The organism is Variovorax paradoxus EPS (assembly GCF_000184745.1).
Taxonomy (GTDB): domain Bacteria; phylum Pseudomonadota; class Gammaproteobacteria; order Burkholderiales; family Burkholderiaceae_C; genus Variovorax; species Variovorax paradoxus_C.
Window position 1 is genome coordinate 1,385,629 of the sequence record NC_014931.1, and the last position, 14,608, is coordinate 1,400,236.

The window sequence follows — 14,608 nt, forward strand, 5'->3', positions numbered from 1 at the left end:
CCGCGTGGCGGTCGCACTCGTCGGCTTGCCCGGCGCCGGAAAATCCGCAGTGGGCCGGCGCCTGGGCGCGCGGCTGAACACTCCATTCATCGACACCGATCATGTGATCGAACAGCGCATCGGCTGCTCGATCCGTGATTACTTCGACCGCGAAGGCGAAGTCGCCTTCCGGGATCTCGAACAGATCGTCATCGCGGATCTCGCCGCGAATGCCGAAGGCGTGCTGGCCACCGGTGGCGGAGCCGTCCTGCGGGAAGCCAACCGCAGCCAGCTGCGCGATCACTTCCACGTGATCTACCTGCGCTCCTCCCCCGAAGACCTGTTCCGGCGCCTGCGCCACGACGTCAAGCGGCCGCTCTTGCAGGTGGCCGATCCGCTCGGGCGGCTTCGCGAGCTGCACGACGCGCGCGATCCGCTCTATCGCCAGACGGCACACGATGTGGTCGACACCGGCCGTCCCTCGATCGCCATGCTGGTCAACATCATCGTGATGCAGCTCGAACTGGCCGGCATCGTCGCGCCGGGCGCCCATCCGGAAGAGCCCGCCGCCTGAGAGGCTGAGCCCGCCCCGGCCGCAGCGCCTAAACTCGCTGCCATGCCATTGCCCGCACCTTCCGCACCGCCAGAACGCGTCGACATCCAGCTCGGCGAGCGCAGCTACCCCATCCTGATCGGCGCCGGCCTGCTGGACGATCCGGCGAGTTTCGCGGCCACGCCCGCGGCGGCCAGCGCGCTGATCGTCAGCAACACCACGGTCGCTCCGCTCTACGCCAAGGCCCTTCGGACCGCATTGGCGAACCGCTTTCGCACCGTGCACCTGCTCGAGCTTCCCGACGGCGAGGTGTACAAGAACCTGGAGACCCTGAACCTGATCTTCGACGCGCTCCTGGGCCACGGCAGCGACCGCAAGACCGTGCTGTTTGCCCTGGGCGGTGGCGTGGTGGGCGACATGACCGGCTTTGCCGCCGCCAGCTACATGCGCGGCGTGCCCTTCGTCCAGGTGCCGACCACGCTGCTGGCGCAGGTCGATTCGTCGGTTGGTGGCAAGACCGCCATCAACCATCCGCTGGGCAAGAACATGATCGGCGCGTTCTACCAGCCGCAACTCGTGGTCTGCGACCTGGGCACGCTGCAGACGCTGCCACCGCGCGAACTCAGTGCAGGTCTGGCCGAGGTGATCAAGTACGGCCCGATCCACGACATGGCCTTCTTTGACTGGATCGAGACGAATATCGATGCGCTGGTCGCGCGCGATCCGGCCGCGCTGGCTTACGCCGTCAAGCGCAGTTGCGAGATCAAGGCGCTGGTGGTCGGCCAGGACGAGCGCGAGATGGGCCTGCGGGCCATCCTGAATTTCGGCCACACCTTCGGCCATGCGATCGAATCGGGGCTTGGGTATGGCGAGTGGCTGCACGGTGAGGCGGTCGGTTGCGGCATGGTCATGGCGGCGCACCTGTCGCAGCGGCTCGGTGGCGTGGACACAGCCTTCGTTGAACGGCTGACGCGCCTCATCGAACGCGCGGGCCTGCCCATCGTTGGCCCAGCGCTGGGTGCCGACCGCTACCTCGAACTGATGCGCGTCGACAAGAAATCCGAAGCCGGCGAAATCCGCTTCGTGGTGATCGACAAGCCCGGCTCCGCCGCGGTCAGCAGCGCGCCCGACGCACTGGTGCGTGAAGTGCTCGCGCAGTGCTGCTTGGGATGAGCCTCGCGGCGTTCGCCTGCCATCCCGCGCAATCGCGCGGCCGCCGTCATGCCGAGCCGCCCGCGCCCACGCGCGATGCCTTCCAGCGCGACCGCGACCGCATCGTGCATTCCACGGCGTTCCGCCGGCTGGTCTACAAGACCCAGGTTTTCCTGAACCACGAAGGCGACCTGTTCCGCACGCGGCTCACGCATTCGCTCGAGGTCGCGCAACTGGGGCGATCGATCGCCCGTGCCCTGCGCCTGAACGAAGACCTGGTCGAGGCGATTGCCCTTGCCCACGATCTGGGCCACACGCCCTTCGGCCACGCGGGCCAGGATGCGCTGAACGAATGCATGTCCAACCATGGCGGCTTCGAGCACAACCTGCAGAGCCTGCGTGTGGTGGACGCGTTGGAGCACCGCTATCCGCAATACGACGGCCTGAATCTCAGCTTCGAGACCCGCGAAGGCATCCTCAAGCACTGCTCGCGCGCGAACGCCGAGCGCCTGGAATTGGCCGAACCGAACGGTGTGGCACGCCGCTTCCTCGACCGCACGCAGCCCGGCCTCGAGGCGCAGCTGTGCAACCTCGCCGACGCCATCGCCTACAACGCCCACGACATCGACGACGGCGTGCGTTCGGGCCTCATCAGCGTCGAGCAGTTGGCGGAGGTCGAGCTCTTCGAGCGCTACCGCCGCGAGGCGCTGTCCGAGTACCCCGACCTGCAGGGCCGCCGCGTGCTCTACGAGACCATCCGGCGCATGCTGAGCGCGCAGGTCTACGACGTGATCGATGCCACGCGCGCAGCGCTGCAAACGCTGGCGCCCACCGATGCGGATGGGGTGCGCCATGCGCCGCCCATCGTCGCCTTCAGCGAAGCCATGCGGTCCCAGTCGGACGAACTCAAGCGTTTCCTGTTCCGCAACCTCTACCGCCACCCGCAGGTGACGCAGACGACCGACCAAGCCCAGCAGGTCGTGCGCGAGCTGTTCGATGCCTACCTCGAGCGCGACGCCGAGATGCCCGATTCCTATGCCGGCCGCCGCGATCGCCATCGGGCCGTCGCCGACTACATCGCCGGCATGACCGATCGCTTCGCGATGCGCGAGCACGAGCGGCTGACCGGCCGGCGGGGCATCGCATGAGTACAAGTCCCGCGCCGCGCGTCCCGCTCGCGGCTTATGCCGTCATGCTCGGCGGCGTCAGTGCCGCCTTGCATCTGGGCAAGCTGCCACCCGCCGTGCCGGCGCTGCAGGCGTCGCTCGGAATCGGATTGGTCGAGGCGGGGTTCCTGCTGTCGTTGGTGCAAGTGGCGAGCATGACGCTGGGCCTCGCGGCCGGACTCGCAGCCGACAGCATCGGCCTGCGCCGCAGCCTGCTGGCGGGGCTTGTGGTGCTGACGGTGGCCAGCGTGCTCGGCGGCGCGGTCGGTGCAGGTCTTGTCGGCGGCGCGCATGCGGTGCAGTGGCTGCTGGTCCTGCGCGCGGTCGAAGGCATCGGTTTCCTGTTGGCGGTGATGCCGGGACCCGGCTTGATCCGCGCCCTGACGCCGACGGGCGCCGACAAGGCCGCGCTGGGTCTCTGGGGCGCCTACATGCCGCTCGGCGTGGCCCTGGCGCTGCTGCTCGGGCCTGCGCTGATTGGCTGGGGCGGCTGGGCCGACTGGTGGTGGGCGTTGGCTATCGTTTCCGCCGCCGCCGCGCTCTGGGTGTGGTTCACCGTGCCAGCGGACCGGCTGCGGCCGGCCGCGCCGGGCGGTGCGAGCGGAGGATGGGCATCGCGCCTGCGCGCCACGGTCGGCGCCCGCGCACCCTGGCTCACCGCGCTGACTTTCGCCGTCTATTCGGCGCAGTGGATGGCTGTGATTGGCTTCCTGCCCGCCATCTACGCCGGCGCGGGCGTGCCAGCCGGCTGGAACGCGGTGCTCACCGCGATCGCGGCCGCAATGAACATCGTCGGCAACGTCGCGGGCGGCCGCTGGCTGCAGCGCGGCGTGGCGCCCGAGCGCTTGCTGCAATGGGGCTTCCTGGCCATGGCACTGGGCGGTGTGGCCGCGTTTGCCCAAGTGGGGCAGGGCGCAGACGCGCTGGGCTTGCCGCCTGCGCTTCGCTACGCCGCGGTTTGTGCCTTCTCACTCGGCGGCGGCATGGTGCCGGCCACGCTGTTCCTGCTCGGCGTCCGGCTGGCGCCCAGTCCCACCACGGTTTCCACGACGGTGGGGCTGATGCAGCAGGCATCGTCACTCGGGCAGTTTCTTGCGCCGCCGGCAGTGGCTTGGGTGGCGCACCGCGTCGGCGGCTGGCACTGGACCTGGGCGGCGACGCTGGCCTGCTCGCTGGCTGGCATGGCGATCGCCCGGCGCCTGGGGCGAATTCGCCCTCCAGCGGAGGTGGCATGACAGGCCCGGTGACAATCGACGCCATTCAGGCCGAAGCCGACACGCGGCGCTGGCTCGAGCGAGCGGTGATCGGCCTCAACCTGTGCCCGTTCGCCAAGGCGGTGCATGTGAAGGCGCAGATCCACTACGCCGTGCACCTGCCCGCCGACCAATCCGGTCTGATGGATGCGCTTCTTGCCGAAGCCAACGAACTCGCAGCCCTCGACGCCGCCGTGCGCGACACCACCCTTTTGATTGCACCCAATACCTTGGCGGACTTTCTGGACTTCAACGATTTTCTCGGCCGCGCCGAACGCAAGCTCTCCCGGGCGGGCTTCGATGGCGTGTTCCAGCTCGCGAGCTTTCACCCGCAGTTCCAGTTCGCGGGCACCGAGCCGGACGACATCGAGAACGCGACCAACCGCGCGCCGTACCCGACGCTGCACCTGCTGCGCGAGGACAGCGTGAGCCGCGCGGTCGAGGCGTTTCCGGAAGCCGAAGCCATCTTCGAACGCAACATCGAGACGCTCGAAGCGCTGGGCCCCGACGGCTGGGCGGCGCTCGATGTGGGACCAGGGAGTGCCCGACCATGAACGCACACACCGCGGCCAAGGCCACGAAGACGAACAAGGCTGCCAAGGCCGACGCTGAATTGACTGAGGTCTTGCGCCCCGGGCAGTCCATCGAGTTGCTCAAGGAACTGCACATCCTCACGCGCGAGGGCCGGCTCAACCAGGACTCCCGTCGCAAGCTCAAGCAGGTCTATCACCTGTTCCAGTTCATCGAGCAACTGCTGCGCGAACTGCCGGGCGAGGGCGCGGAAGCCACGCTGGCCGACCATGGCGCGGGCAAGTCGTACCTCGGTTTCATCATCTACGACCTGTTCTTCCGGGCGCGCCAGGGCGGGCATGTCTATGGCATCGAGACGCGCGCCGAGCTGGTCGAGCGCTCGCGCAAGCTGGCGGAGCACCTGGGCTTCGGCCGCATGTCGTTCTTGAACCTCACGGTGGCCGAATCGGCGAATGCGAGCGAGCTGCCGGCGCAGATCGACGTGGTCACCGCGCTGCATGCCTGCGACACCGCGACCGACGACGCCATCGCCTTCGGCTTGGCGAAGAAGGCCCGCTGCATGGTGCTGGTGCCGTGCTGCCAGGCGGAAGTGGCCGCGTGCCTGCGCGAAACCAAGGCGCTGGCCCTGTCGCGCACGCCGCTTGCGGAGCTCTGGCGCCATCCGTTGCACACGCGCGAAATCGGCAGCCAGCTCACCAATGTGCTGCGCTGCCTGTACCTCGAAGCCAACGGCTACAGCGTCACGGTCACCGAACTGGTCGGCTGGGAGCACAGCATGAAGAACGAGCTGATCCTGGCGCGCTACACCGGCCAGCGCAAGGCGAGCGCGGCGACGCGATTGGGCGAATTGCTGTCGCAGTTCGGGCTCGACGCGCTGGGCGATACGCGGTTTCGTCTGGCCTGAGAGGCCGATAGCGTGCTGGCCGATGCCGCCGTGCGCGGCTTAGGATAGGTGCCACCATGGCCCGTCTCCCCCGTCTCACACTGGCCGACATGCCACACCACGTGATCCAGCGCGGCAACAACCGCCAGCCGATCTTTGTCGATCGTGCGGACCACGAAAAGCTGCTCGGCCTCTTGGCCGACAACGCCACGCGCTTCGGCATCGCGCTGCACGCCTACGTGCTGATGGACAACCACTTCCACCTGCTGGCCACGCCCGACAGCACCACGGGTCTGCCGCAGTTCATGCAGTCGGTCGGGCGCAGCTATGTGCGCTACTTCAACGACCGCCATGGCCGCAGCGGCACCTTGTGGGAAGGCCGCTACAGGTCGACGCTGATCCAGACCGATCGCTACCTGATGACCTGCATGGCCTACATCGACCTCAATCCGGTGCGTGCCGGCATGGCGACCGATGCGCGCGACTATCCGTGGTCGAGCCATGGGCACTACGCGGGCCTGCGCCATGACAAGCTGCTGACGCCGCATCCGCTGTACTGGGAGCTGGGCAACACGCCGTTCGCGCGCGAGGCGGCGTATGTCGAGTTGGTGCGCGCGGGAGTGCGGAGGGCCGATCAGGATGCGCTGACCGAGGCGACCTTGCGCGGCTGGGCGGCGGGTGATGGTGAGTTTCTCGATGCTTTGCAGAGATCGACCGAGCGCCGCGTGGTCAAGGCAAAGGCGGGCCGGCCTCCTTCTGCATCCAATTCGTGAGCCTATACACCGCATATTCGGTGTGATGCCGCATCCTTTTGCTTCTCTTTTTGATGCGTCCCCAATTTAATTCCGATAAGAAAACTCGGCTTTTAATAAGAATCTGACCCCAATTAAAGTATTTGGCATTCTTTGTGCATCGCAATATGCTCCCTTTCCCTGCGAAAACTGAAGGAGTGCGCCATGACGACGGCTGCCGAGATCGAACATCTCCAAAAACACGGTCTGTATTCCGGTGCCGATGAGCACGATGCCTGTGGCGTCGGCTTCGTGGCCCATATCAAGGGCGAAAAGAGCCACGCCATTGTTCTGCAGGGCTTGAAGATCCTCGAGAACCTCGACCATCGCGGCGCAGTGGGCGCTGACAAGCTAATGGGCGACGGCGCCGGCATCCTGATCCAGCTGCCCGATCACCTCTACCGCGAGGAGATGGCCAAGCAGGGCGTCACGCTGCCCCCGCCGGGCGAATACGGCGTCGGCATGATCTTCCTGCCGAAGGAACACGCCTCCCGCGAAGCCTGCGAGCAAGAGATGGAACGCGCCATCAAGGCCGAAGGCCAGGTGCTGCTGGGCTGGCGCGACGTGCCGGTCAACCGCGACATGCCCATGTCGCCCACCGTGCGCGAAAAGGAGCCGCTGCTGCGCCAGGTCTTCATCGGCCGCGGCAACGACGTGATCGTGCAGGACGCGCTGGAACGCAAGCTCTACGTGATCCGCAAGACCGCCAGCGCCAACATCCAGCGCCTGAAGCTCAAGCACAGCAAGGAATACTACGTTCCGAGCATGTCCAGCCGCACCGTGGTCTACAAGGGCCTGCTGCTGGCCGATCAGGTCGGTACCTACTACCTGGACCTGCAGGACAAGCGCTGCGTCTCGGCCCTGGGCCTGGTGCACCAGCGCTTCTCGACCAACACCTTCCCCGAGTGGCCGCTGGCCCACCCGTACCGCTATGTCGCGCACAACGGCGAAATCAACACGGTCAAGGGCAACTACAACTGGATGAAGGCGCGCGAAGGCGTGATGTCGTCGCCCGTGCTGGGCGCCGACCTGCAGAAGCTCTACCCGATCAGCTTCGCCGGCCAGTCCGACACCGCCACCTTCGACAACTGCCTCGAGCTCTTGACGATGGCCGGCTACCCCATCAGCCAGGCCGTGATGATGATGATTCCCGAGCCTTGGGAGCAGCACGCCACCATGGACCCGCGTCGCCGCGCGTTCTATGAATACCACGCCGCCATGCTCGAGCCGTGGGACGGCCCCGCCTCCATCGTGTTCACCGACGGCCGCCAGATCGGCGCCACGCTCGACCGCAACGGCCTGCGTCCGTCGCGCTACTGCGTGACCGACGACGACCTGGTCATCATGGCTTCGGAGTCGGGCGTGCTGCCCGTGCCCGAGCAGAAGATCGTGCGCAAGTGGCGCCTGCAGCCCGGCAAGATGTTCCTGATCGACCTGGAGCAGGGCCGCATGATCGACGACGAGGAGGTCAAGGCCACCCTTGCGAACAGCAAGCCCTACAAGCAGTGGATCGAGAACCTGCGCATCAAGCTGGACAGCGTCAAGGCCGAGCCGGTCGCGGCGCCGATCAGCCAGGTTGCATTGCTCGATCGCCAGCAAGCCTTCGGCTACACCCAGGAAGACATCAAGTTCCTGATGAGCCCGATGGCGCAGGCCGGCGAAGAGGGCATCGGCTCCATGGGCAACGACAGCCCGCTGGCCGTGCTCTCCAACAAGAACAAGCCGCTCTACAACTACTTCAAGCAGTTGTTCGCGCAGGTGACGAACCCGCCGATCGACCCGATCCGCGAAGCGATCGTGATGTCGCTGGTGTCCTTCATCGGCCCGAAGCCCAACCTGCTGGACATCAACCAGGTCAACCCGCCGATGCGGCTCGAAGTGAGCCAGCCGATCCTGGACTTCGCCGACATGGCGAAGCTGCGCGACATCGGCAAGTACACGCAGGGCAAGTTCAAGAGCTACGTGCTCGACATCACCTACCCGCTCGCCTGGGGCGACGAAGGCGTCGAAGCCAAGCTGGCGTCGCTGTGCGCCGAAGCGGTGGACGCGATCAAGGGCGGCCACAACATCCTGATCGTGAGCGACCGCGGCGTGAGCCCGACGCAGGTGGCGATTCCGGCGGTGCTGGCTCTCTCGGCCGTGCACCAGTACTTGGTCCGTGAAGGCCTGCGCACCACGGCCGGCCTCGTCGTCGAAACCGGTTCGGCCCGCGAAGTGCATCACTTCGGCGTGCTCGCCGGCTACGGCGCGGAAGCCGTGCACCCGTACCTCGCGATGGAAACGCTGGCGGCCATGCACGCCGACCTGCCCGGCGACCTGAGCGCCGACAAGGCGGTCTACAACTACGTCAAGGCCATCGGCAAGGGCCTGTCGAAGATCATGTCGAAGATGGGTGTCAGCACCTACATGAGCTACTGCGGCGCGCAGTTGTTCGAAGCCATCGGCCTGAACACCGAGACGGTGAACAAGTACTTCACCGGCACGGCCAGCCGCGTGGAAGGCATCGGCGTCTTCGAGATCGCCGAGGAAGCCATCCGCATGCACAAGGCCGCGTTCAGCGACGACCCGGTGCTCGCCAACATGCTGGATGCCGGCGGCGAATACGCCTGGCGCACGCGCGGCGAAGAGCACATGTGGACGCCCGACGCCATCGCCAAGCTGCAGCACAGCACGCGCTCCAACAACTGGAACACGTACAAGGAATACGCGCAGCTCATCAACGACCAGAACCGCCGGCACCTCACGCTGCGCGGGCTGTTCGAGTTCAAGATCGATCCGGCCAAGGCGATTCCGGTGGACGAGGTCGAAGCGGCCGCGGACATCGTCAAGCGTTTCGCCACCGGCGCGATGTCGCTCGGCTCGATCAGCACCGAGGCGCACGCCACGCTGGCCATTGCCATGAACCGCATCGGCGGCAAGAGCAACACGGGCGAGGGCGGCGAAGATCCGGCGCGCTACCGCAACGAGCTCAAGGGCATCCCGATCAAGCAGGGCGACACGCTCAAGAGCGTGATCGGCGCGGCCAACGTCGAGGTCGACCTGCCGCTCAACGATGGCGACTCGCTGCGTTCGCGCATCAAGCAGGTCGCGTCGGGCCGCTTCGGCGTCACCGCGGAGTACCTGCACTCGGCCGACCAGATCCAGATCAAGATGGCGCAGGGTGCCAAGCCGGGCGAGGGCGGTCAGCTCCCGGGCGGCAAGGTCACCGAGTACATCGGCAAGCAGCGTTATGCCGTCCCGGGCGTGGGCCTCATCTCGCCGCCGCCGCACCACGACATCTACTCGATCGAAGACCTGGCTCAGCTCATCCACGACCTGAAGAACACCGCGCCGCACGCGAGCATCAGCGTGAAGCTGGTGAGCGAAATCGGCGTCGGCACCATCGCCGCGGGCGTGGCCAAGTGCAAGAGCGACCACGTCGTGATCGCCGGCCATGACGGCGGCACGGGCGCCTCGCCCTGGTCGTCGATCAAGCATGCGGGCAGCCCGTGGGAAATCGGCCTGGCCGAGACGCAGCAGACGCTGGTGCTCAACCGCCTGCGCAGCCGCATCCGCGTGCAGGCCGACGGCCAGATGAAGACCGGCCGCGACGTCGCCATCGGCGCACTGCTGGGCGCCGACGAGTTCGGCTTCGCCACCGCGCCGCTGGTGGTCGAGGGCTGCATCATGATGCGCAAGTGCCACCTGAACACCTGCCCGGTGGGCGTGGCCACGCAGGACCCGATCCTGCGCAAGAAGTTCTCGGGCAAGCCCGAGCACGTCGTCAACTACTTCTTCTTCGTTGCGGAAGAAGTGCGCCAGATCATGGCCCAGCTGGGCATCCGCAAATTCGACGACCTGATCGGCCGCGCCGACCTGCTGGACACCCGCAAGGGCATCGAACACTGGAAGGCTTCGGGCCTGGACTTCAGCCGCCTGTTCGCGCTGCCGAACGTGCCGGCCGACGTGGCGCGCTTCCACGTCGAGAACCAGGACCACGGCCTGGACAAGGCGCTGGACGTGAAGCTCATCGAGAAGTCGCGCCCCGCCATCGACAAGGGCGAGAAGGTGCAGTTCATCGAGGTGGCGCGAAACGTCAACCGCTCGGTGGGCGCGATGCTTTCGGGCGCGCTGACCAAGGTGCATCCGCAGGGCCTGCCCGACGATTCGATCCGCATCCAGCTCGAAGGCACGGGCGGTCAGTCGTTCGGTGCGTTCCTCGCGCGCGGCATCACGCTGTACCTGATCGGCGATGCCAACGACTACACCGGCAAGGGCCTCTCGGGCGGCCGCGTGGTGGTGCGTCCGAGCCTGGACTTCCGCGGCGAGGCGGTGCGCAACACGATCGTCGGCAACACCGCGCTGTACGGCGCGACGACCGGCGAGGCGTATCTCTGCGGCGTGGCCGGCGAGCGTTTCGCGGTGCGCCTCTCGGGTGCCACGGCGGTCATCGAAGGCACGGGCGACCACGGTTGCGAATACATGACCGGCGGCACGGTCGCGGTGCTCGGCAAGACCGGCCGCAACTTCGCGGCAGGCATGAGCGGCGGTGTCGCGTTCGTCTACGACGAGGACGGCCAGTTCGCCACGCGCTGCAATCTCTCGATGGTGTCGCTCGACAAGGTGCTGACCTCCGCCGAGCAGACCGCCAGCGTGCATCGCAAGATCTGGCACGGCGGCGAGACCGACGAAGCGCAACTGAAGAAGCTGCTCGAAGAACACCACCGCTGGACCGGCAGCAAGCGCGCGCGCGAGCTGCTGGACAACTGGGCCGTGTCGCGCACCAAGTTCGTCAAGGTGTTTCCGAACGAATACAAGCGGGCGCTCGCCGAACTGCACGACCGCAAGGTCGAGTTGACCAGCAGCGGCAACAACGCGCACGTGGGGCTGGAGCCGCACGCGCTGGCTCCCGCATCGCAATCGGCTCCGGCCGCAGTTTGAAGATCAACCAAAAAGACTAGCCCTCGCATCGCATGCAGCGCATGACACCGTCACAGCCCCTTCGGGGAACACCGCGGAACCGGCTTTGCCGGGCCGCTGGTGTTGCCCCCTTGAGGGGGGAGGCGGCTACACGCAGTGAGCAAGCAACGGGGGTGTAAAGGACATCACGATGGGAAAGATCACCGGCTTCATGGAGCATGAGCGCATCGAAGAGGGCTACAAGCCTGTCGACGAGCGCGTCAAGCACTACAAGGAATTCGTCGTCGGCCTGACGCCCGAGCAGGCCAAGGTGCAGGGCGCGCGCTGCATGGACTGCGGCACGCCGTTCTGCAACAGCGGCTGCCCGGTCAACAACATCATTCCGGACTTCAACGACCTCGTGTACCGCAACGACTGGCAGAACGCCTTCGCGGTGCTCGACTCGACCAACAACTTCCCCGAGTTCACCGGCCGCATCTGCCCCGCGCCCTGCGAGGCGGCCTGCGTGCTCAACGTGAACGACGACGCGATCGGCATCAAGTCGATCGAGCACGCGATCATCGACCGCGCCTGGGACGAAGGCTGGGTCGCGCCGCGCGTGGCCAAGCACAAGACCGGCAAGAAGGTGGCGGTGGTGGGTGCGGGCCCGGCCGGCATGGCGGCCGCGCAGCAACTGGCGCGCGCCGGCCACGATGTGACGCTGTTCGAGAAGAACGACCGCATCGGCGGCCTGCTGCGCTACGGCATCCCCGACTTCAAGATGGAGAAGACGCACATCGACCGCCGCGTCGAGCAAATGAAGGCCGAGGGCGTCGTCTTCCGCACCGGCGTGATGATCGGTGCCGCAAAGGATCCGCTGGGCAAGGGCTCCAAGGTGACCAACCTCGCCAAGGAAACCATCACGCCCGAGCAGTTGCAGAAGGACTTCGACGCCGTGGTGCTCACCGGCGGCGCCGAGCAATCCCGCGACCTGCCGGTGCCCGGCCGCGACCTGGACGGCATCCATTTCGCGATGGAGTTCTTGCCGCAGCAGAACCGCGTCAACGCGGGCGACAAGGTCAAGGGCCAACTGCGCGCCGAAGGCAAGCACGTCATCGTCATCGGCGGCGGCGACACCGGCTCCGACTGCGTGGGCACCAGCAACCGCCATGGCGCCGTGAGCGTCACGCAGTTCGAACTGATGCCCCAGCCGCCCGAGGAAGAGAACCGTCCGCTGACCTGGCCCTACTGGCCGATCAAGCTGCGCACCAGCTCCAGCCATGAAGAAGGCTGCGAGCGCGAGTTCGCCATCTCGACCAAGGAATTCATCGGCGAGAAGGGCAAGGTCACGGGCCTGAAGACCGTTCGCGTCGAATGGAAGGACGGCAAGATGCAGGAAGTGGCCGGCAGCGAGCAGATCCTCAAGGCCGACCTCGTGCTGCTGGCGATGGGCTTCATCAGCCCCGTGGCCGCCGTGCTCGATGCTTTCGGCGTGGAGAAGGATGCACGCGGCAATGCGCGTGCGAGCGTCGACTTCATCGGCGGCTATGCCACCAATGTGCCGAAGGTGTTTGCAGCGGGCGACATCCGCCGCGGCCAGTCGCTCGTGGTGTGGGCGATTCGGGAAGGCCGCCAGGCCGCGCGCTCGGTGGACGAATTCCTGATGGGATTCAGTGATTTGCCGCGCTGAATTTTGTTTCAATTTCGCGGGGCGCTTCGCGGCCCCGCTATCATTCGCGGAAACCGCATGCCGGGATGCCTGAAAAGGCGCCCGGCTTTTTTATTGAGATGGACCCAGCCACACCGCCACAACCATTCGCAGAGTTCCGTGACGTCACGTTCGGCTACGGCACGCGTACGATCCTCGACGGCGTCTCGTTCGCCGTCCCGCGCGGCAAGGTCACGGCACTGATGGGCGCCTCCGGTGGTGGCAAGACCACCGTGCTGCGATTGATTGGCGGACAGCAGCGGGCGCAGCGCGGCGAAGTGCTCTTCGACGGCCAGGACGTCGGCAAGTTCGACAACGCGGCGCTCTACCTGGCCCGGCGCCGCATGGGCATGCTGTTCCAGTCCGGCGCGCTCTTCACCGACATGACCGTGTTCGACAACGTGGCGTTTCCGCTGCGCGAGCACACGCAGTTGTCCGAAGCGCTGGTGCGCGATGTGGTGCTCATGAAACTCGATGCGGTGGGCCTGCGCGGTGCGCGCGACCTGATGCCCAGCGAGGTGTCGGGCGGCATGGCGCGGCGCGTGGCGCTGGCGCGTGCGATCGCGCTCGACCCCGACCTCGTCATGTACGACGAACCTTTCGCCGGTCTCGACCCGATCTCTCTGGGCACCGCAGCGCGGCTTATTCGACAGCTCAACGACACGCTGGGGCTCACCAGCATCATCGTGTCGCACGACCTGGAAGAAACCTTCCGCATCGCCGATCATGTGATCATCCTGGCCAACGGCAGCATTGCCGCGCAGGGCACGCCGGCCGAGGTGCGTGAAAGCGTCGATCCGCTGGTGCACCAGTTCGTGAACGCGCTGCCCGACGGGCCGGTGCGTTTCCACTATCCGGGTGTCAGCATCGAAGACGACTTCGGCAATGTCGAAGGAGGGCGTTCATGAGCTGGTGGAAGCCCGCCGATGTCGGCTTTGCCGTGCGCAGCCATCTCGCGAATCTTGGTTATGGCGCCAAGCTTTTCATGCGTCTCCTGGGTCCGGGCGCGCAGATCATGCGTCGCTTCAGCCTCGTGCGCGACCAGATCCATTTCCTCGGCAACTACTCGCTCGCGATCATTGGCGTGTCGGGGCTGTTCGTCGGCTTCGTGCTGGGGCTGCAGATGTATTACGCGCTGCAGCGCTACGGCTCGTCCGAGGCGCTTGGCCTGCTGGTCACGTTGAGCCTGGTGCGCGAACTCGGGCCCGTGGTGGCGGCCTTGCTCTTTACCGGGCGGGCGGGCACATCACTCACCGCCGAAATCGGCCTCATGAAAGCCGACGAGCAATTGAGCGCCATGGAAATGATGGCGGTCGATCCGGTGCAGCGCATCCTCGCGCCGCGCTTCTGGGCCGGCGTCATCACCATGCCGCTGCTGGCGGCCGTGTTCAGCGCGGTCGGCATCATGGGCGGCTACGTGGTGGGCGTGCTGATGCTGGGGGTCGACCCGGGTGCGTTCTGGGGCCAGATGCAGGGCGGCGTCGACGTGTGGCGCGACGTCGGCAACGGCGTCATCAAGAGCATCGTCTTCGGCTTCACCGTGACTTTCATTGCACTGCTGCAGGGTTACTCGGCCCAGCCCACGCCCGAAGGCGTGTCGCGCGCGACGACGCGCACGGTGGTCACCGCATCGCTGGCAGTGCTTGGGCTGGACTTCCTGCTCACCGCCATGATGTTCAGTATCTAAAGGGGCTCCGCTCCAATCGTTCTAAAG

At 66.4% G+C, this 14,608-nt stretch carries 11 protein-coding genes; all 11 read left to right on the plus strand.

The genetic code is table 11. The annotated features are described in order from the left end of the window. Positions 1-4: 4 nt before the first annotated feature. The 11 genes from VARPA_RS06140 (at position 5) to mlaE (ending at position 14,581) form a co-directional block, all read left to right on the plus strand. Positions 5-553: a shikimate kinase gene (locus VARPA_RS06140; protein ID WP_013539692.1), complete on the plus strand. Its 549-nt coding sequence runs from the start codon at positions 5-7 to the stop codon at positions 551-553. A gap of 42 nt (positions 554-595) precedes the next feature. Further along, on the plus strand, positions 596-1,705 hold the full coding sequence (gene aroB, locus VARPA_RS06145; RefSeq protein WP_013539693.1) for a 3-dehydroquinate synthase: 1,110 nt from the start codon (positions 596-598) through the stop codon (positions 1,703-1,705). After that, on the plus strand, positions 1,702-2,832 hold the full coding sequence (locus tag VARPA_RS06150; protein WP_013539694.1) for a deoxyguanosinetriphosphate triphosphohydrolase: 1,131 nt from the start codon (positions 1,702-1,704) through the stop codon (positions 2,830-2,832). The genes aroB and VARPA_RS06150 overlap by 4 nt, the downstream gene beginning before the upstream one ends. Beyond that, on the plus strand, positions 2,829-4,085 hold the full coding sequence (locus VARPA_RS06155; RefSeq protein WP_013539695.1) for a CynX/NimT family MFS transporter: 1,257 nt from the start codon (positions 2,829-2,831) through the stop codon (positions 4,083-4,085). The genes VARPA_RS06150 and VARPA_RS06155 overlap by 4 nt, the downstream gene beginning before the upstream one ends. Further along, entirely contained in the window at positions 4,082-4,657 is a 576-nt protein-coding gene (locus VARPA_RS06160) for a DUF1415 domain-containing protein (RefSeq protein ID WP_013539696.1), read from the plus strand. Before VARPA_RS06155 ends, VARPA_RS06160 begins: the two co-directional genes overlap by 4 nt. After that, entirely contained in the window at positions 4,654-5,538 is an 885-nt protein-coding gene (locus VARPA_RS06165; RefSeq protein WP_013539697.1) for a class I SAM-dependent methyltransferase, read from the plus strand. Before VARPA_RS06160 ends, VARPA_RS06165 begins: the two co-directional genes overlap by 4 nt. 56 nt (positions 5,539-5,594) lie before the next feature. After that, the gene (locus tag VARPA_RS06170; protein WP_013539698.1) at positions 5,595-6,290 is read left to right on the plus strand and encodes a transposase; all 696 of its coding nucleotides are present in this window, start codon (positions 5,595-5,597) and stop codon (positions 6,288-6,290) included. Positions 6,291-6,473: 183 nt separating this feature from the next. Further along, a complete protein-coding gene (locus VARPA_RS06175; RefSeq protein ID WP_013539699.1) occupies positions 6,474-11,228 on the plus strand; it encodes a glutamate synthase-related protein in 4,755 nt (1,584 codons plus the stop codon). A 169-nt stretch (positions 11,229-11,397) separates the two neighbouring features. Next, positions 11,398-12,876, plus strand: coding sequence for a glutamate synthase subunit beta (locus tag VARPA_RS06180; RefSeq protein ID WP_013539700.1), 1,479 nt, complete (start codon positions 11,398-11,400; stop codon positions 12,874-12,876). Positions 12,877-12,974: 98 nt separating this feature from the next. After that, positions 12,975-13,802 (plus strand): ABC transporter ATP-binding protein, encoded by an 828-nt coding sequence (locus VARPA_RS06185; protein WP_041942795.1) that lies wholly within the window; start codon positions 12,975-12,977, stop codon positions 13,800-13,802. Next, positions 13,799-14,581: a lipid asymmetry maintenance ABC transporter permease subunit MlaE gene (gene mlaE / locus VARPA_RS06190; RefSeq protein ID WP_013539702.1), complete on the plus strand. Its 783-nt coding sequence runs from the start codon at positions 13,799-13,801 to the stop codon at positions 14,579-14,581. The genes VARPA_RS06185 and mlaE overlap by 4 nt, the downstream gene beginning before the upstream one ends. Positions 14,582-14,608: the final 27 nt, after the last annotated feature.